This window comes from Myxococcus guangdongensis (genome assembly GCF_024198255.1).
Classification (GTDB): Bacteria; Myxococcota; Myxococcia; order Myxococcales; family Myxococcaceae; genus Myxococcus; species Myxococcus guangdongensis.
Genome location: NZ_JAJVKW010000004.1, coordinates 850,780 through 869,833, shown reverse-complemented (window position 1 = coordinate 869,833; position 19,054 = coordinate 850,780). Strand labels below are relative to the sequence as shown.

Sequence of the window (19,054 nt, the reverse complement as noted above, 5' to 3'; positions counted from 1 at the left end):
TCCGCCGGGTACCTCGCGTCCAACGGCACGTACGCCGCACCCGCCTTCAATATCCCCAGCAGCCCCACCAGCTGCTCCAGCGAGCGCTCCATGCACAAACCCACCCGCTCCCCCGCCCCCACTCCCAATGCCCCCAGGTGCCACGCCAGCTGATTCGCCCGTCGCTCCAGCTCCCCGTACGTCAGCGACTCCCCTCCCCACACCACCGCCTCCGCCTCCGGCGTCCTCCTCGCCTGCGCCTCCACCAGCTCGTGCGCGCAGACCTCGACGTGAGACTCCGAGGGCGCGGGGTTCCAGCTCTCCAGCGCGAGCCGTCGATCCGACTCCGTGAGCAACGACAACTCGGACAGGCGGACATCGGGCGCGAGCACCGCGCGCTCCAACAACCGCTCCAGGTGCGCGACGAGGCGCTCGGCCGACGCGGACTCGTACAAGTCCGTGCGGTACTCCAGCGTGCCCGTCAGCCCCGAGGGGGACTCGGTCAACGTCAGCGTGAAGTCGAACTTCGACGTGCCACTGTCCACGTCGAGCGGACGGAAGCGCAGCCCCGGGCTCTCCAGCGCCGCCATGGGCGTGTTCACCAGCACCAGCGCGACCTCGAAGAACGGCGTCCGCTTCGGCTGTCGCTCTGGCTGGAGCACCTCGACCAGCTTCTCGAAGGGCACATCCTGGTGCGAGTACGCGCCCAGCGTCGTCGCCCGCACCCGCTTCAGCAGCTCACGGAACGTCGGCGCTCCGTCCAGCTTCGTGCGCAGCACCAGCGTGTTCACGAAGAAGCCGATCAACCCCTCCGTGTCCGGCGAGGTCCGCCCCGCGACGGGAGCCCCCACGCAGATGTCGTCCTGCCCCGAGTAGCGCGCCAGCAACGCCTGCAGCCCCGCCAGCAGGCCCATGAACAGCGTCGCGCCCTCCTGTCGGCAGAAGCCGCGCACCATCCGCACCAGCCCCACCGGCAGCGCCACCTTGATGACCGCGCCCGGATTCGACGCATCCTCCCCGCGAGGATGGTCCGTCGGCAGCTCCAGCGAAGGAGGGGCTCCCTCCAGTTGCTTGCGCCACCACTCGACCTGCAGCTCCAGTGCATCACCGCGCAGCCGGTCACGCTGCCGCACCGCATGGTCCACGTACTGGATGGGGAGCTCGGGCAACGGGGACCCACGTCCCACGCTGAAGGCCTCGTAGAGCGCCACCATCTCCCGGATGAGCACCGCGATGGACCACGCGTCCGAGACGATGTGATGCATCGTCACCACCACCAGGTGCTCGCGCTCCTGGAGCCGCAAAAGGCGCGCGCGAAGGAGCGGCCCCCGCGCCAGGTCGAACGGCTTGCGTGCCTCCTCGCGCACCGCGCGCAGCCCCAGCGCCTCGCGCTCCGACGTGAGCAGGTAGCGCAGGTCCTCCACCTCGAGCGCCATCGGCGCGCTGCCCGCGTGCGCCACCACCTGCAACGGCCGCCCATCCCGCGCTGGGAACACCGTGCGCAGCGATTGGTGCCGACACACCAGCTCCGTGAAGGCCCGCTCCAACGCGGCCACGTCGAGCGTGCCCTCCAGGCGAATCGCCGCGGGCAGGTTGTAGAGCGGACTGCCCGGCGCGTACTGGTCCAGGAACCACAGCCGCTGCTGCGCGAAGGACAACTCCGCCTGCCGCTCGCACGGCACCAGCGACGACGGCCGCTCCCGCGACGCACGCACCGGCTCCAGCACCTCTCCGGGCCGCAGCGCCACCAACGCGTCGATGCGCCCCGCCAACGCCTCCACCGTCCCCAGGTCGAACATCTCCTGGAGCGACAGCTCCACCCGCATCACCGTCCGGAGGCGAGACAACACCTGCGTCGCCAGCAATGAGTGGCCTCCCAGCTCGAAGAAGCTGTCGAGCGCGCCCACTTGCTGAATGTTCAATACCTCACTCCAGATGAGCGCCACCGCGCGCTCGGTCTCGGTGCGGGGCTCCATCGCACGGGTGACGCTGCGCTCAACGCGGAGGTCCTGGGAGCGTGGCTGGGTCATGGGAGAGGGGGCCTGGGAGGGGAGTCCAGGCAAAACATGTCTTACATAGAAAACCGGTGTAATTGCACGCAGCCCTCCCACAAGGACGTGCGGTTCACACTTGCGAGCGTGGTGTGCGCGAGACCCGGGTAGGAGCGTTCGCGTCAGGGCACTCGGAAAATTGCTCCACACCTGGATACGCGACACGTGCGGGCAGGCCCAACGCGACGCGTGAGACGCGCCCGCACAGGCTTCATGCGAGCAACCAGGCTCCGCGCTGAACGGACGCTCGCTTCACTCCGACGGGTTGACGATGACGTCCATCGTCCGGTGCATGCGCTCCAGCCCCAGGCTCACCAGTGCGCGACGAATCTCCGCCTGTCCCCAGAAGAACTTGCGGAACACGTCCCGGTCCAAGCGCAGCAGCGTGCACGGCGTCAGCGTCTTCACCGTCGCCGTCGCCAGTCGCCCGCGCAGCAAGGACACCTCGCCGAAGATGGCGCCCTCCCCCATGTCCGGATACGGGGTGACACGACCATCCGCGTGCGTGTGGAAGACGCCGCACGTTCCGCGCAGCAGGATGTAGAGCGCCTCGCCGGGGACACCGCGCGTGAGCAGCGTCTCACCCGCGCCGATGGAGCAGGGCACCAGCGCGCTGCCCAGCTGTGTCCACAGCTCCGGTGACAGCCCGCTCAACAGCGGACTGCTCCGCAACGCATCCTCCAGGAGCCGCTCGCGACACCGCATCTCGACCACCGGTGCCTCCAGGCCGTGACGCGCGCCCATCAACACCAGCCCCGTCCGAGACAGCTCCCGCAACACGGTGCGCTCCATCGTCACCACGCTCGCCGTCCGCGGGCACTTCGTCATCAGCGCCATCTCACCGAAGAAGTGCCCACCGGACAGCTGCCCCACCATGCGCGCCTCCGCGCCCGCGGGCTCCCGGTACACCCCCACCCGCCCCTCCAGGATGACGAACATCGACGAGCCCGGGTCTCCCTCGCGCACCACCACCCGTCCCGCCGGCAGGAACCGCGTCCACACTGGGAGTGGAGCCCGCCCCACCGGCTCTCGATCTCTCGAAGGGATGGTCGGCACCGCCGGAGGACCCTCTCCATCCTTCTCGGGGTTCCGAGAATCCGGAGACACGACTGGGAATGCGGTGGACCGGGTCATCGTCATGCCCCCCTCGGACACGGAGTGGATACGTATGACAGACGCCTCCACGTCCCGAAATTGTCGTGGGGCAGAAAACTTCATCCCAGCCGCCCCCCGGTACTAGGGGTTTCCCGCACGTCCTCTCCGCGCGCCGTGGGACGTCAGCGCCCCGTCCCCTCCTCTGGGAAATGGCTCACGGTGGGCCTTGTTGGCACTTGCCCCGGAGTCCTCGGGCGTCAAACGAAACAACCCGGGGATGACAAACACCACCGCCCCACGTCTCGGTGATGGAAGACAACCTCACACCGAAACGCGCCCCGAAATAATTCGCAACATTCGCGCACCGTGTCACCACCCTTGACACGTTCGACTGCGCATGGCACTTAGACGTTCAATATCGATAATGAGAACCATTCTCATTATCCCACTTTCCGGACGGACCCCACGGGCCCAGGACGAAGGAGATGGACTCGATGGGAGACACACCGCGGGTGGCACTGGTGACGGGCGCGGCGCGCGGTATCGGCGCCGAGGTCGCGCGGGTGCTGGCGCCCGAGGCGACCATCGCCGCCCTCGACACGAACGCCGAGGGGCTGCTGGCGCTGGTGGCGGAGCTGCGCGCCCGAGGCCACAAGGCCAGCGCGTGGCCGGTCAGCGTCAGTGACGCCGCGGCGGTGGAGACGGTGGTGGAGCGCATCGAGAAGGAGCTGGGCCCCATCCACATCCTGGTGAACGTGGCGGGCGTGCTGCGCATGTCCCCCATCGTGGAGATGAGCGACGAGGACTGGGCGACGACCTTCGGCGTGAACACGAACGGCGTGTTCCATGTCTCGCGCGCGGTGGCCCGGCGCATGGTCCCCCGGCGCGAGGGCGTCATCGTCACCGTGGCCTCCAACGCCTCCAGCACGCCCCGGTTGCAGATGGGCGCCTACGCCGCGTCCAAGGCCGCCTCCACCATGTTCACCAAGTGCCTGGGCCTGGAGCTGGCGCAATACGGAATCCGTTGCAACGTCGTGTCTCCGGGCTCCACCGACACCGACATGCAGCGGGGCATGTGGAAGGACGCCAACGGCGCCCAGGCCGTCATCGCCGGCTCCTCGGAGAGCTTCCGCGTCGGCATCCCGCTCCAGCGCATCGCCGACCCGAGAGACATCGCCCACGCGGTGCAGTTCCTGGTGTCGGACCGCGCGCGCCACATCACCCTGCACGACCTGTGTGTCGACGGCGGCGCCACCCTGGGCACCTGAGCGCGCGTGCCCGCCCCGCCGGGGCGCCCGTGGTTCGCGGTTGAGGTTGTTACTTTTGTTTCAGGATTGAAACAGCAGGAGGACCCGGGGGGGCGCATCCGCTGCGCGCCCCAGGCCCTCCGCAACAGGAGGTTGGCTGTGAAGACGACCGAAGTGGCACCCCAGAAGCTGGCGGCGCAGTTGCTCGAGAGCTACGAGGCCGGCTCTTCCTTCTTCTTCGCCTCGCCTCGCCGGACGCTGCTGGCGCGGGGCACGTTCGCCACCGTGCCGCACGTGGGAGGCCAGAGCTCCCTGGAGCGGCTGGGCGAGCGCGTGGCCAAGGTGCTGAGCGACGCGCGTCAGGCGGACCATGACATCCCGGTGGCGGTGGGCGCGGTGCCCTTCGTCGGCCGCGCGCCCGCGCAGCTCGTGGTGCCCATGACGCTGCAGCGCGCCGGCCCGCTCGTGTTCGACGACGTGGCCATGCCGCACCCCGTCCTCCCGCAGAGCTACACCGTGCGCCCGGTGCCCGAGCCCGCCAGGTACCTGGACGGCGTGGCCCAGGCGCTCAAGCTCATGGAGAGCGGCCCCCTGCGCAAGGTGGTGCTGTCGCGCTCGCTGCACCTGAGCGCCACCACGCCCATCGACCTGCAGCGGCTCCTGCACAACCTGGCCCGGCGCAACCCGTCCGGCTTCACCTTCGCCGTGGACCTGCAGGGCGAGGGTCGGCGCACGCTCATCGGCGCGAGCCCCGAGCTGCTCGTGTCGCGCAACGGGATGCAGGTGGTGGCCAACCCGCTGGCGGGCTCCGCGGCGCGCAGCCCGGACCCCGTGGAGGACCAGGCCCGGGCGGCCCGGCTGCTCGAGTCCCCCAAGGATTTGCACGAGCACGCGGTGGTCATCGACGCGGTGGCGGAGGCCATGCGTCCGTTCTGCAAGACCCTGGATGTGCCGGCCCGTCCGTCGCTCGTCAGCACGCAGACGATGTGGCACCTGTCCAGCCGCATCGTCGGGGAGATCGCCGACCCGTCCATCTCGTCGTTGACGCTCGCGATGGCGCTGCACCCCACGCCGGCCGTGTGCGGCTTCCCCACGGAGCTGGCGCACGAGGCCATCGGCCACATCGAGCCGTTCGACCGGGGCTACTTCACGGGCACCGTGGGCTGGTGCGACGCCAACGGCGACGGCCAGTGGGCGGTGACCATCCGGTGCGCGGAGGCGGACGAGAGCTCGCTGCGGCTGTTCGCGGGCGCCGGCATCGTCGCGGGCTCCAAGCCGGAGTCCGAGCTGGCGGAGACCGAGGCCAAGTTCCGCACCATGCTCCAGGCGATGGGCCTGGGCCAGGGCGCCGAGGTGAAGCCGTGAGCACGGACGCGTCCCGGCTCCCCGGCTGCCCCACGTGGCCCGTGGACTATGCCGAGCGCTACCGCGCCGCGGGCTACTGGCGCGGGGAGACCTTCGGGAAGCTCCTGCGTGAGCGCGCCGAGCACCACGGGGACCGCACCGCGCTGGTCTCCGGCGCCGAGCGGCTCACGTACCGGCAGCTCGACGCGCGCGTGGACCGGCTGGCCGCGGGCCTGCACGGCCTGGGCATCCGCGCGACGGACAGGGTGGTGGTGCAGCTGCCCAACATCGCCGCGTTCTACGAGGTGTGCTTCGCGCTGTTCCGGCTGGGCGCCCTGCCCGTCTTCGCCCTGCCCGCGCACCGCGGCTCGGAGATCGGCTACTTCTGCGAGTTCACCGAGGCGGTCGCCTACGTCATCGCGGACCGCCACGGCGGCTTCGACTACCGCAACCTCGCCGCCACGGTGCAGGCGAAGACGCCCACGCTCGAGCACGTCCTCGTCGTGGGCGACGCGGGCCCGTTCACCTCGCTGGAGAGCCTGTACGCCGCCCAGCCCGTGGCGCTGACCGAGCCCCGGCCCGACGACGTCGCCTTCTTCCAGCTGTCCGGCGGCAGCACGGGCGTGCCCAAGCTCATCCCGCGCACGCACGACGACTACCTCTACAGCCTCCGGGCCAGCGCGGAGATCTGCCAGCTCGACACCTCCAGCGTGTACCTGTGCGCGCTGCCGGTGGCGCACAACTTCCCCATGAGCTCGCCGGGCGTGTTCGGCACGTTCTACGCGGGCGGCACCGCGGTGCTGGCCCTGCACCCGAGCCCCGACGTGGCCTTCCCCCTCATCGAGAAGGAGAAGGTCACCATCACCGCGCTGGTGCCGCCCCTGGCCATGGTGTGGATGGACGCGGCCAGGGCGCGCCGCCATGACCTGTCCAGCCTGCGCGTGCTCCAGGTGGGCGGCGCCAAGTTCAGCGCGGAGGCCGCCGCGCGCGTGAAGCCCACGCTGGGCTGCACGGTGCAGCAGGTCTTCGGCATGGCCGAGGGCCTGGTCAACTACACGCGCCTGGACGACTCCGAGGAGCGCATCGTCAACACCCAGGGCCGCCCCATCTGCGCGGACGACGAGGTGCGCATCGTCGACGAGGACGGGCAGGACGTCGCGGTGGGCGAGACGGGCCAGCTGCTCACGCGCGGGCCGTACACCATCCGCGGCTACTACAAGGCGGAGACGCACAACGCGCGCGCCTTCACCTCCGACGGCTTCTACTGCACTGGAGACCTGGTCCGGATGACGGCGGACGGCTACCTGGTGGTCGAGGGCCGCGCGAAGGACCAGATCAACCGAGGCGGCGACAAGGTGGCGGCCGAAGAGGTGGAGAACCACCTGCTCGCGCACCCCGAGGTCCACGACGCCGCCGTCGTGTCCATGCCGGATGCGTTCCTGGGCGAGCGCACCTGCGCGTTCGTCATCCCCCGCGGCACGCCGCCTCCGGCCACGTCGCTCACCGCGTTCCTGCGTGAGCGGGGCCTGGCGGCCTTCAAGATTCCGGACCGGGTCGAGTTCCTCGACACGTTCCCCAAGACGGGTGTCGGCAAGGTCAGCAAGAAGGCGCTGCGCGAGAAGCTCAGTCAGCCCACCGCGCCCCGCTGAAGCCCACTCCCCCACGCTCGCACCAGAAAGGTTCTCGCCATGGCGCTCCCCGCCATCTCCCCCTACCCGATGCCCGGCGCCGCCGACCTGCCCAAGAACAAGGTCGCCTGGAAGCTCGAACCGAAGCGCGCGGTGCTGCTCATCCACGACATGCAGCACTACTTCGTGAACGCCTTCACGCCGGGGCAGTCGCCCGTGTCGGAGCTGGTCCCCAACATCCAGCGGCTGCGCCAGCACGCCCACTCGATGGTCATCCCCGTGGCGTACTCCGCGCAGCCGGGGGGCCAGACGCCGGACCAGCGCGGCCTCCTGATGGACTTCTGGGGGGGCGGCATCCCCGATGCCCCGGAGCAGAAGCGGATCATCGACGAGCTGGCGCCGACCAACATCGACCTCCAGCTCACCAAGTGGACCTACAGCGCGTTCCGCCGCACGGACCTGCTGAACACGATGCGGGCGCTCGGGAGGGATCAGCTCATCATCTGCGGCATCTACGCGCACATCGGCTGCCTGCAGACGGCCAGCGACGGCTTCATGAGCCACATCCAGCCCTTCCTCGTCGCGGACGCGCTGGGTGACTTCTCGCTCGACCACCACCACCTCGCGCTCAACTACGCCGCGAAGCTGTGCGCCGTCACCACCACCACGCAGCAGGTCCTCGAGATGCTGGGCGTGCCCGGGCCCACGACGCTCCCGCGACTGACGCGGCAGCAGATTCGCTCGGACGTCGCGGAGCTGCTCCAGGTGTCCGCGCAGGAGGTGGGCGAGGACGCGAACCTGCTCGAGCTCGGCATGGACTCCATCCGCCTGATGAGCCTGGTGGAGCGCTGGAGGAGCTACGGCTTCGAGTCCTCCTTCGTGGAGCTGGCCGAGCGCCCCACGCTGAGCGAGTGGTACTCGATGCTCGGCACCATGACGCTCCCGCGCCCGGACGCCAGCGGCGCCCAGGTGGCCCTCCAGCGGTAGTGCCTCGTTGTTGACGGAGCGAGGCACCCTCACCTCGCTCCCGCTCGATGTCCCCCCACGAAGGACCTGTCGATGCCCGAATCACACGACGCACGCTGGCCGCTGTCCGCGGCCCAGCACGGAATCTGGGTCGGTCAACAGCTCGACCTCGCGAGTCCGATCTACAACGCCGGTGAGTGCATCGAGCTTCGCGGTGCCATCGACCCCGTTTGCTTCGAGGCGGCCGTCCGACAGACCGTCACCGAGGCGGAGGCCCTCCACGCGCGCTTCGAGACCACCGGGGCGGGTCCTTCGCAGCGGGTCACGCCCCTGGTGGACTGGGCGCTCCAGCACGTCGACCTGACGTCCTCCGAGGACCCGTGGGCCGCCGCCCAGGCGTGGATGCGCGAGGACCTGACGCGCACCGTGGACCTCACCCGGGGGCCCCTCTTCGCGCAGGTCCTGTTCAAGGCCGGCCCGGAGCGCTGGTTCTGGTTCCAGCGCGTCCACCACATCGCGATGGACGGGTTCGGCTTCTCGCTGCTCGCCCGCCGCGTGGCGGACCTCTACACCTCGCGCGTCACGGGCAAGGCCGCGCCCGCGGGCTTCGCGCCCCTTCGTCCCGTGTTGGACGAGGACGCCGCGTACCGCGCGGGTCCCCAGTTCGAGAAGGACCGTGAGTTCTGGGTCGGCCGGCTCACGGACGCGCCGCTGCCGGTGACGCTGGCCCCGCCCGCGCCCATGTCCGCCACCTTCGTGCGCGCCACGCGACAGCTGGAGAAGGTCGACGTGGAGCGGATGCAGGCCGTCGCGAAGCAGGTGGGCCTGACGTGGCCGGACCTGGTGCTCGCCGCGGCCGCCGCGTGGATCCACCAGCGCACGGACGCGCCCGAGGTGGTGCTGGGTCTGCCGGTGATGACGCGGCTGGGCTCGGCGGCCATCCGCGTGCCGTGCATGGCGATGAACATCGTCCCGCTGCGCGTGCCCGTGGCGCCGGACGCCTCGCTCGTGTCGCTGGCGCGCAACATCGCCTCGGAGCTGAAGGCGTCGCGGCCGCACCTGCGCTACCGCTACGAGCAGCTGCGCCGCGACCTGCGCCGCGTGGGTGGGCAGCGCAAGCTGTTCGGCCCCGTGGTCAACATCATGCCGTTCGACTACGGCCTGCGCTTCGCGGGACTGCCCGGCATCGCGCACAACATCTCCGCGGGCCCGGTGGAGGACCTCTCCATCGGCATGTACGCCCGCTCCGACGGCGGCGGCCTGCGCGTCGACTTCGACGCGAACCCCGTCTGCTACGACGCGCGCACGGTGGACAGCCACCAGCGTGAGTTCCTCCAGGTGCTCGACACCTGGCTGGGCGCGCCGGAAGCGCCGCTGCGTGGACAGGGTGCGGTGGCCTCCTCGGCGGACGCCTCGCTGCTCGATGGTGGCCCGCTCCCCACGGCCCCTCGGCCCGTGCTCGAGCTGATGGAGCAGCAGGTCCGCGAGCAGCCCGACACCATCGCCGTGGAGCACGGAGGGTTCCAGCTCACGTACCGCGAGCTGTGGGAGTCCTCCGGGGCGCTCGCGGCAAAGCTCACCGAGCAGGGGGCTCGCGCCGATACGCCGGTGGCGGTGAAGGTGCCTCGGGGGCTCGACGCCATCATCGCGTCGCTGGGAATCCTCCGCTCCGGCGCGGGCTACCTCCCGCTCGACCCGAACGGCCCTGTGTCCCGCACCTCGGCCATCCTCGAGGACGCCACGCCCGCGTTGCTCGTCGCCCCCTCGGACGCCGTCGGGGCCACGGACGCGAGCCCTCGCGCCTCGGGACACCTGACCATCCAGCGTCGCGACGTCGCCGGGGTCGAGCAGCCCGCGCGCGCCGCCGGTGAGCACCTCGCGTATGTCATCTACACGTCCGGCTCCACGGGGCAACCCAACGGCGTGCAGATTCCCCACGACGCGCTGGCGCACTTCGTCGCGGGCGCCACGCACCGCTACCGCTTCACCCGCGAGGACCGCGTCCTCCAGTTCGCGCCGCTGCACTTCGACGCGAGCGTGGAGGAGGTCTTCCTGACCTTGTGCGTGGGTGGACGCCTGGTGCTGCGCACCGACGAGATGCTCCAGTCGGTGCCGCGGCTGCTCGAGGCCTGCGCGGCCCACGGCATCACCGTGCTCGACCTGCCCACCGCGTTCTGGCACGAGCTGGCCTATGCCGTGTCCACAGGCGCGGCGAAGCTGCCCTCTTCGCTGCGCACCGTCATCATCGGCGGCGAGGCCGCGCTCCCGGAGCGGGTCGCGCGCTGGCGCGCCACGGTGGGCCCGAGCGTGCAGCTCCTCAACACCTACGGCCCCACCGAAGCCACGGTGGTCGCGACGGTGGCCTCGCTCGGTGACGCGAATGGCCCCACGTCCGAGCATCGCGAGGCCTCCATCGCCATGCCGCTGCCCAGCGTGCGCTCGGCAACGACCCGTGACGCGAGTGGCTCCACGTCCGAGCATCGAGAGGCCTCCATCGCCATGCCGCTGCCCAGCTCGCGCGCGGCCACGGTGGCCTCGCTCGGTGACGCGAATGGCCCCACGTCCGAGCGGGACGAGGTCCCCATCGGCGTTCCGCTGCCCGGCGTGCGCGCGGCGCTGGTGGACGCACAGGGGCGCATCGTCGCCCGAGGCTCCGAGGGCGAGCTGTGCCTGATGGGCGGCGCGCTCGCTCGCGGCTACCTGGGACGCCCGGAGTTGGACAAGGCCCGCTTCATCTCGCTGGCCGCGCTGCCCGGCCAGCCCCGCGCCTACCGCACTGGCGACAAGGCCCGGATGCGTGAGGACGGACAGCTGGTCTTCGTCGGCCGCGTGGACGACGAGCTGAAGATCAGCGGACACCGCATCGACCCCGCCGAGGTGGAGACGGTGCTGCTCGGCCACCCTGGCGTGCGCGAGGCCGCCGTCGTGGGCCAGACGCTCCCAGGTGGCGCGCGCCGCCTGTGCGCGCACATCGTCGCGGAGTCACCGGCGCCGTCCGCCGCGGACCTTCGCAAGCACCTGCTCGCGAACCTGCCCGCCCCCATGGTGCCCGGCGCCATCGTGTTCGCTGAGCGGCTGCCTCGCACCAGCACCGGGAAGATCGACCGCGCCGAGCTGCGCAAGGCGGCCGTGGTCGACACCACCACCCAGACGGCGCAAGCCCCCACGGAGCTGGAGCGCGTGGTGCTGGGCATCTGGGAAGAGGTCCTGGGCGCCACGGGCCTCACCGCGCAGGATGACTTCTTCGACCGCGGCGGCCAGTCCCTCCAGAGCATCCAGGTGGCCAACCGCCTGGGCATCGCCCTGGGACGCGAGGTCCCCGTCGCCACCGTGTTCCGCTACCCGACGGCCGCCGCGCTCGCCCAGGCGCTGGAGCATGGTGAGTCCAGCGGCCACGCCACCTCCGGCCCGAGCACGACGATGCTCGCGGACGCCGAGCTGCCCGAGGACATCGTCCCCCGCCTCACGCCTCCCGCCACGACGGGCCCCGCGCGCACCTTCGAGGCGCTCTTCCCCGAACCCCGCCAGGTGCTGCTCACCGGCGCCACCGGCTTCGTCGGCGCGCACCTGCTCGACCAGCTCCTGCGCCAGACACGTGCGCGCGTGGTGTGCCTGGTGCGCGCCAAGGACGAGCCCCAGGCCCTGGAGCGCATCCGCGCGGCGATGACGTCGCAGCGGCTGTCGACCGAGGGGCTCTCCGAGCGCGTCCTCGCGCTCCCATCGGACCTCACCCAGCCGGGGCTCGGGCTCGACAGCGCGCGCTTCCACGGGCTCGCGGCCGAATGCGATGTCATCCTGCACAACGCCGCCGTGGTGAGCGTGGTGCGTGAGTACGGCAGCCTCCAGGCCGTCAACGTCCGGGGCACGCGCGAGCTGTTGCGTCTGGCCGCCGCCGTACGGCCCAAACCCTTCCACTACGTGTCCACGCTGGCCGTGGCACCTCAGGCCGACGTCAGCCCCGAGGTGCCCGAGGACTTCGTGCCCGCGCATCCCGGCCTTCGCGACGGCTACCAGCAGAGCAAATGGGTCGCGGAGCGGCTCGTGCAGCAGGCCTCCGAGCGTGGCCTGCCCGTCGCCGTCTACCGACTGGGCCGCGTCGTCGGCGCCACCGACACCGCCATCGTCAACCCGCAGGACCTGGTCTGGCGCATCCTCCTCGCGGGCATCCCCGCCCGAGCGCTGCCGATGCTCGAGGTGGGCGAGACGTGGACGCCCGTCGACTACGTGGCGCGCGCCATCGTCAAGCTGTCGCGCGCGGCCACGCCTGGCACGGTGTTCAACGTCACGCCCGTCCCCGACGTGCGACTGCCGGACCTGTTCCGCTGGGTGCGCGAGTACGGCTACCCCGTGGACCTGCTCCCCGTTCCCCAGTGGCGCGCCCAGGTCGCCGAGCGCGCGGGCACCGCCGACACCACCACCACCCTGGCCTTCTTCGATTTGCGCTCCGGTGACGCCCAGCCCGCGTTCGGCCTGGGGCCCATCCGCTGTCAGCGCCTCCATCACGCCCTGGAGGGCACGGGAATCACCTGCCCCCAGGCGGACCGCCCCCTCTTCTTCCGATACCTCGCCTACTGCGTCGCGAACGGCCTGCTGCCGGCGACGCCTGGCACCCCTCTGGAAACGGCCCCCTCCCGATGAACCGAAACTGGAACCCCCGCTCCTGGCGGCAGAAGCCCGTGAAGTACATGCCGGAGGACTATCCGGACCCGCGCGCCCTCACCCGCGTCGAGGACGAGCTCTCCCGGCTCCCCCTGCTGGTGAACCCCGCGGAGACGCGCCGGCTCTCCTCCGCGCTGGCGCAGGTGGCCCAGGGCAAGGCCTTCCTCCTCCAGGGCGGTGACTGCGCGGAGAGCTTCAAGGAGTTCACCTCCGACAACATCCGCGACACCTTCCGCCTCATCCTCCAGATGGCGCTGGTGCTCACGTTCGCCGGCGGCAGGCCCGTGGTGAAGGTGGGCCGCATCGCCGGCCAGTTCGCCAAGCCGCGCTCCAGCCCCGTGGAGACGCTCGACGGGGTCACGCTGCCTGCCTACCGCGGCGACATCATCAACGGCATGGACTTCGACGCGGCCGAGCGCACGCCCGACCCCAAGCGCCTCATCAAGGCCTACCACCAGTCCTCCGCCACGCTGAACCTGCTCCGCGCCTATGCCCAGAGCGGTTACGCGGACCTGTGCAACCTCCACCAGTGGTCGCTCGACTCCGTCGCCGGCACGCCGGGCGCCGACAACTACCGCAAGCTCGCCGACTCCATCTTCGAGTCGCTGTGCTTCATCAACGCGCTGAGCCCCACGGCCGAACACAACGCGCCGTCCCCCATCCCCGTGGACCTGTTCACCAGCCACGAGGCCCTGCTCCTCAACTTCGAGGAGACGATGACGCGCCAGGAGGCCTCCAGCGGCCACTGGTACGACGGCTCCGCCCACATGCTCTGGATTGGCGAGCGCACCCGCCAGCTCGACGGCGGCCACGTCGAGTTCATGCGCGGCATCCGTAACCCCATTGGCGTCAAGTGCGGCCCCACCCTGGAGCCCGATGACCTGCTGCGCATGATGGACGCCCTCAACCCGGACGCCATCCCCGGCCGCCTCACGCTCATCGGCCGCTTCGGCTCCGACAAGGTCGCCGACTGCCTCCCCCGCCTCATGGCCGCCACCCGCCGCGACGGCCGCCCCGTCATCTGGTCCATCGACCCGATGCACGGCAACACCCACAAGGCCAGCAACGGCTACAAGACGCGCGCCTTCGACCGCATCCTCTCCGAGGTGAAGACCTTCCTCGAGGTCGCCGCCGCCGAGAGCGTCCACGCCGGCGGCATGCACCTGGAGATGACCGGCCAGAACGTCACCGAGTGCCTGGGCGGCCCGCTCGCCGTCACCGAGGACGACCTCCACAGCCGCTATCACACGCACTGCGACCCGCGCCTGAACGGAGACCAGGCACTCCAGCTTTCCTTCATGGTCGCGGAAAAACTCCGGGACATGAAGTCTCCTCATGCCCGTGCAGCCTGACTCAATCCCCAACTCTTGACATCGCTGGGTGCACAGGAATAAACGGCCCGAAAAATGAAAATGAGAACCATTTTCATAATCCACGATTCGCGTGGACTGGTGGGCCGCGTGCTCCGGGGCGCGGCGGTGCTGATGTGTCTGGCCGCGCCGCGGCCCGCATGGGCGCAGGTCGAGGGTGGGACGTCCCCTGTCGCGGAGGCACCGCCGCCGTCGGTGGTGCCGCCGAAGCTGGTGACCTTCATCGAGGCGCCCTACCCGGCCGAGGCGGAGCAGGCCCGGCTGGAGGCCACCGTCCGGCTGAAGCTGACGCTGGATGACCAGGGCGCCGTCACCGAGGCGCAGGTCCTGGAGCCCCAGGGCCACGGCTTCGACGAGGCGGCGCGAGACGCGGCGCTGCGCTTCCGCTTCGAGCCCGCGCGGCGCGACGGAGTCGCCGTCCCCTCGCGCATCGCCTACAGCTACGAGTTCCGGCTCCCCGTGGCCCCTGAGGCCACCGTCGTGACGGAGGCTCCCGGCCAGGCGCGCGACGTCGCTCCCGAGCCGACCGCAGCGGTGGAGCCCGCGCCGGGCATGCCTTCCTCGCCGGGCGAGCGCGCCGAGCCGCCGCCGGTCATCACCACCACGCCCGTGGACGTCACCCAGGAGGCCATCGACGTCACGGTGGAGGGCGAGTCCGTGGCGAACCGCCGGCGTCGCTCCGCCGAGTCGGTGAAGGTCGTCGAGACGGAGAACCTCCAGCGCGAGGCCGTGGACATGGCCCAGGCCCTGGCGCGCACCGAGGGCGTCGACGTGCGGCGCGGAGGGGGCCTGGGCAGCCGCGCGCGGTTCTCACTGGCGGGCCTGTCCGAGGACCAGGTGCGCTTCTTCATCGACGGCGTCCCGCTGGAGCTCGCGGGCTTCGGTCCGGACTTCGCGAACGTCCCCGTCAACCTGGTCCAGCGCATGGAGCTGTACCAGGGCGTGGTGCCGGCGCGCTTCGGCGCGGACGCGCTGGGCGGCGCGGTGCACATCGTCACCGCGGAGAACCTCCAGCGCACGGGGGCGTCGGCCTCGTACGAGCTGGGCTCGTTCGAGACCCATCGGGTGACGGCGAGCGCGCAGCACGGCACGGCCTCGGGCCTGTTCGTCCGCGCCAGCGGCTTCTTCGACTCCAGCCCCAACGACTACCTGGTCGACGTGAAGGTGGACGACGCGGAGGGCCGCATCCACGACGCGCGCCTGCCGCGCTTCCATGACGCCTTCCGCGCGGGCGGCGGCGGCGTGGAGGTCGGCGTGCTGAACCGGCCCTGGGCCCGCAAGCTCAGCCTGCGCGTCTTCGGCTCCTCCTCCACGAAGGAGGTCCAGCACGACGCCACGATGAGCAACGCGTATGGCGACATCGACACGAGCAACCGCTCCGGTGGCGCCACGCTCCGCTTCGAGCAGCTCCATGCGCGAGACTTCGTGGTGGATGCCGTCGGTGGATATGTCTACCGCCGCGCCTCCCTGACGGACCTGGGCTCCTGCGCCTACGACTGGTACGGCCGCTGCGTCATCACCCTTCCCCAGCCCGGGGAGCTCCAGTCCCGCGCCATCGACCGGCGGGTGGGACAGCACACGGCCTTCGTCCGAGCCAACGTCGGCTGGACCTTCGCCCCGAACCAGATGCTGCGCCTGGCCGTGGCGCCCACGTACGTGACGCGCGCCGGAGAGGACCGGGCGCTGGAGCGGCTGGGACAGCAGGACCCGCTCACGGGAGAGCGCAGCCTGTTCAACCTCGTGACGGGGCTCGAGCATGAACTCGATGCGCTCGACGAGCGACTGGAGAACATCGCCTTCGCCAAGAGCTATGTGCAGTTGGCGCGCGCGGAGCGCATCAGCGCGAGCGGCGCCTTCGCGCCCGTCGACCGGGACACCTTCAACTTCGGCGTCGGCGACTCGCTGCGCTACCACGTCACGCCCCGGCTCACCGCCAAGGCGGCATACGAGTGGGCCACGCGCCTGCCCCGCCCCGACGAGCTCTTCGGCGACGGCATGCTCATCGACTCCAACCTCACCCTGGAGCCGGAGACCAGCCACAACGTCAACCTGGAGCTCGCGTTCGACAGCGGCGAGCTGCCCACAGGCACGTTCCGTGGCGGCGCGATGGGCTTCGCCCGCCTCACCGACCGGTTCATCATCCCCATCGGTCGCGAGGGTTACTTCACCTACCAGAACGTCTTCGCCGCCCGCGTCCTGGGCGCCACGGGCGCCGTGGGGTGGACCTCGCCGGGCCAGTACCTCTCGCTGGACGGCAACGCGACCTTCCAGGACCTCCGCAACGTCTCCTCCGAGGGCAGCTTCGGGACGTTCGAGGGTCAGCGCCTGCCCAACCGTCCCTCGCTCCTGGCCAACGGCAGCGCCCGCTTCCAGCTGAGCGGCCTGGCCTCGGCGCGCGATGAGCTGTCGCTGTCCTGGCACACCCGCTTCGTCGACACCTTCTACCGGGGCTGGGAGGGGCTGGGCAGCAAGGACTCGAAGATGCGCATCCCCTCGCAGCTGCTGCACTCGCTCGCCATCACGTACCTCACGCGGACCGCTCGCGCGACGCTGAGCTGGACGGTCGACGTGCGCAACCTCACCGACGCCACCGCCATGGACTTCTACGGCGTGCAACGTCCCGGGCGGAGTGTGTCCGCCAAGATGGTCGCCGAGCTCTGACCCTTCCGAACAACGCAGTCCCCACGCCTCAACTCTCAACGTCGTGAAAGGAAATCCCCCCATGAAGGTCCGTTCGTTCTTCCCCCTGCCGCGCATCACCGCCGCGGCGCTCGCGCTGTCGCTCTTCGCGGCCTGCGGTGACGACAAGAAGGACCCCGACGAGGCCGACTACGACGGCCCGCTCTACGCCGCCATCTCCCAGTCGAGCGTCGACGGCGAGGCCATCAGCTACGTGGCCCTGCTGCGCTCGGTCGACCAGACCGAGAAGATCTCCCTCAAGGACGCCGTGGAGATTCCCGGCCGCGCGCTCGGCTCTGGCGTCCGCAAGGCGGGCGTCCTGTTCGTCAGCCACAGCGAGGAGGCCAAGGTCGAGCGGTTCAAGATCACCTCCAAGGGCACGCTCGAGTCCGACGGCGAGGTCAGCTTCAAGGGCCGCGGCATCGACAACATCGAGGAGTACCAGCACCAGTTCCAGTTCGTCTCCGACACCAAGGCGTACTTCGTGGACGCCCACACGGCGCAGATCATCGTGTGGAACCCCGCCGCCATGTCCGTGACGAGCGCCATCCCCCTCACGGGCCTGGCCATCGAGGGCGCGCTCACGTCCTTCTCCACCATGCCGGTGCGCGTGGGCACCCGCATCATCATCCCCATCGCCTGGCGCCCCAGCGCGGACATCGCCGTCATCAACCAGGCCGGCGTGGTGGTCATCGACACCACGAACGACTCGGTCAAGATCGTCAAGGACGACCGCTGCGGCTGGGTGCGTGACAGCGTCGTCGGCCCGGACAACCAGGTGTACCTGGCCACCGAGGCGTACGGCTCGGCCGTGCACCGCCTGAAGGGCGCGACCAAGGCCGCGACGCCCTGCCTGATTCGCTTCAACCCTGAGAGCGGTGCGTTCGACGCGAACTTCTACCGCGAGCTGTCGGAGCTGACCAACAACGCCACCACGGGTTCGCTGCTGCGCGGCCCCAACGGCACCGCCTACCTGCGCGTGCTGGACGAGCAGAACTACACGGTGAACCCGGAGGCCCACCCGCGCCTGGTCGCCAGCGCGCCGGCGTGGAAGTTCTGGCAGCTCAACCTGAGCACCTTCACCGCCGCCGCGGTGGCCTCGCTGCCCGCGTCCTCCGGCAGCACGTTCCTCTACGAGGCGGACAACAACCGCCTGCTCTTCACCGAGTTCACCAACAACTCGTCGCTCACCAACTTCCGTGAGCTGACGGACCAGAGCGGCAAGGTCGCCTTCAGCTCCGACGGCCTCATCTTCTCGTTCCTGCAGCTGCGCTGAAGTCCCGGCGGGATGAACCCGGGGGCACCTGCTTCACAGGGGTGTCTCCGGGGTTGAACCGCGCCCCCACACGACGACCTCGAGGACCGGACCATGCACATCGTCGAAATCGTCAAGGATGTCTTCATCCACTGGGGCGCCAACTGGGTGCTCTGGCTCCTGTTCGCGCTGTCACTGGTGAGCCTCGGCATCATCATCGAACGCTGGTGGGTGTTCCGCACCAAGCAGGACGTGGTCCGCGAGCTGTCCGGCGCGCTGGAGGCGACGCTGTCCGACGGCGACTTCCCGGCCGCCATCTCCAAGCTGGAGAAGCGCACGTCGGTGGGCGCCACCGTGGCGCGCGCGGGGTTGAGGCTCGCGCCGCAGGGGATGACGGCCGCGGAGAAGGGCATGCAGAGCGCGCTCGCCATCGAGCGCTCCACACTGGAGAACCGGCTGGCCTTCCTGGGCACGCTGGGCAACAACGCGCCGTTCATCGGCCTGTTCGGCACCGTCATCGGCGTGCTGCTGGCCTTCGAGGCGCTGAGCAAGACGCAGGGCGCGCCCACGGGCGCGAGCCAGGTGGCCTCCAACGCGGTGATGGGCAGCATCGCCGAGGCGCTGGTGGCCACCGCCGTCGGCATCGGCGTGGCCCTGCCCGCCGTCGCCGCCTACAACTACTTCCAGCGCCGCATCGCCAGCATCCTCGCGGACGCGGAGGCGCTGACGAACCTGGTGCTGGCCTACGTCTCCGCGCGTGAGCGGAACGGAGGCGCCTGAG

At 70.5% G+C, this 19,054-nt stretch carries 11 protein-coding genes; 9 read left to right on the top strand and 2 right to left on the bottom strand.

The annotated features are described in order from the left end of the window. The coding region (locus tag LXT21_RS16610; protein WP_254039102.1) for a condensation domain-containing protein at nt 1–1,901 on the bottom strand (1,901 nt) is incomplete at its 3' end. A 381-nt stretch (nt 1,902–2,282) separates the two neighbouring features. Then, nucleotides 2,283–3,086: a cyclic nucleotide-binding domain-containing protein gene (locus tag LXT21_RS16605; RefSeq protein WP_254039101.1), complete on the bottom strand. Its 804-nt coding sequence runs from the start codon at nt 3,084–3,086 to the stop codon at nt 2,283–2,285. A 533-nt stretch (nt 3,087–3,619) separates the two neighbouring features. On the opposite strand from LXT21_RS16605, the gene LXT21_RS16600 reads away from it, so the two are divergent. The 9 genes from LXT21_RS16600 to LXT21_RS16560 all read left to right on the top strand — a co-directional run bounded on the left by LXT21_RS16600 (nt 3,620) and on the right by LXT21_RS16560 (nt 19,053). Further along, nucleotides 3,620–4,393, top strand: a complete 774-nt coding sequence (locus LXT21_RS16600) for a 2,3-dihydro-2,3-dihydroxybenzoate dehydrogenase (protein WP_254039100.1) — start codon at nt 3,620–3,622, stop codon at nt 4,391–4,393. A 138-nt stretch (nt 4,394–4,531) separates the two neighbouring features. Next, a complete protein-coding gene (gene dhbC / locus LXT21_RS16595) occupies nt 4,532–5,737 on the top strand; it encodes an isochorismate synthase DhbC (RefSeq protein ID WP_254039099.1) in 1,206 nt (401 codons plus the stop codon). Further along, entirely contained in the window at nt 5,734–7,365 is a 1,632-nt protein-coding gene (locus tag LXT21_RS16590) for a (2,3-dihydroxybenzoyl)adenylate synthase (RefSeq protein WP_254039098.1), read from the top strand. The genes dhbC and LXT21_RS16590 overlap by 4 nt, the downstream gene beginning before the upstream one ends. A gap of 39 nt (nt 7,366–7,404) precedes the next feature. Then, complete coding sequence (locus LXT21_RS16585; RefSeq protein WP_254039097.1) at nt 7,405–8,331, top strand: isochorismatase family protein; 927 nt, start codon at nt 7,405–7,407, stop codon at nt 8,329–8,331. Between the two features lie 72 nt (nt 8,332–8,403). After that, entirely contained in the window at nt 8,404–12,948 is a 4,545-nt protein-coding gene (locus LXT21_RS16580; protein WP_254039096.1) for a thioester reductase domain-containing protein, read from the top strand. Then, on the top strand, nt 12,945–14,321 hold the full coding sequence (locus tag LXT21_RS16575; RefSeq protein WP_254039095.1) for a class II 3-deoxy-7-phosphoheptulonate synthase: 1,377 nt from the start codon (nt 12,945–12,947) through the stop codon (nt 14,319–14,321). The genes LXT21_RS16580 and LXT21_RS16575 overlap by 4 nt, the downstream gene beginning before the upstream one ends. 60 nt (nt 14,322–14,381) lie before the next feature. Beyond that, nucleotides 14,382–17,000, top strand: coding sequence for a TonB-dependent siderophore myxochelin receptor MxcH (gene mxcH, locus LXT21_RS16570; protein ID WP_254039094.1), 2,619 nt, complete (start codon nt 14,382–14,384; stop codon nt 16,998–17,000). 61 nt (nt 17,001–17,061) lie between these two features. Further along, the gene (locus LXT21_RS16565; protein ID WP_254039093.1) at nt 17,062–18,294 is read left to right on the top strand and encodes a hypothetical protein; all 1,233 of its coding nucleotides are present in this window, start codon (nt 17,062–17,064) and stop codon (nt 18,292–18,294) included. Nucleotides 18,295–18,387: 93 nt separating this feature from the next. Beyond that, nucleotides 18,388–19,053 (top strand): MotA/TolQ/ExbB proton channel family protein, encoded by a 666-nt coding sequence (locus LXT21_RS16560; protein WP_254039092.1) that lies wholly within the window; start codon nt 18,388–18,390, stop codon nt 19,051–19,053. The last annotated feature ends 1 nt before the right edge of the window (nt 19,054 follow it).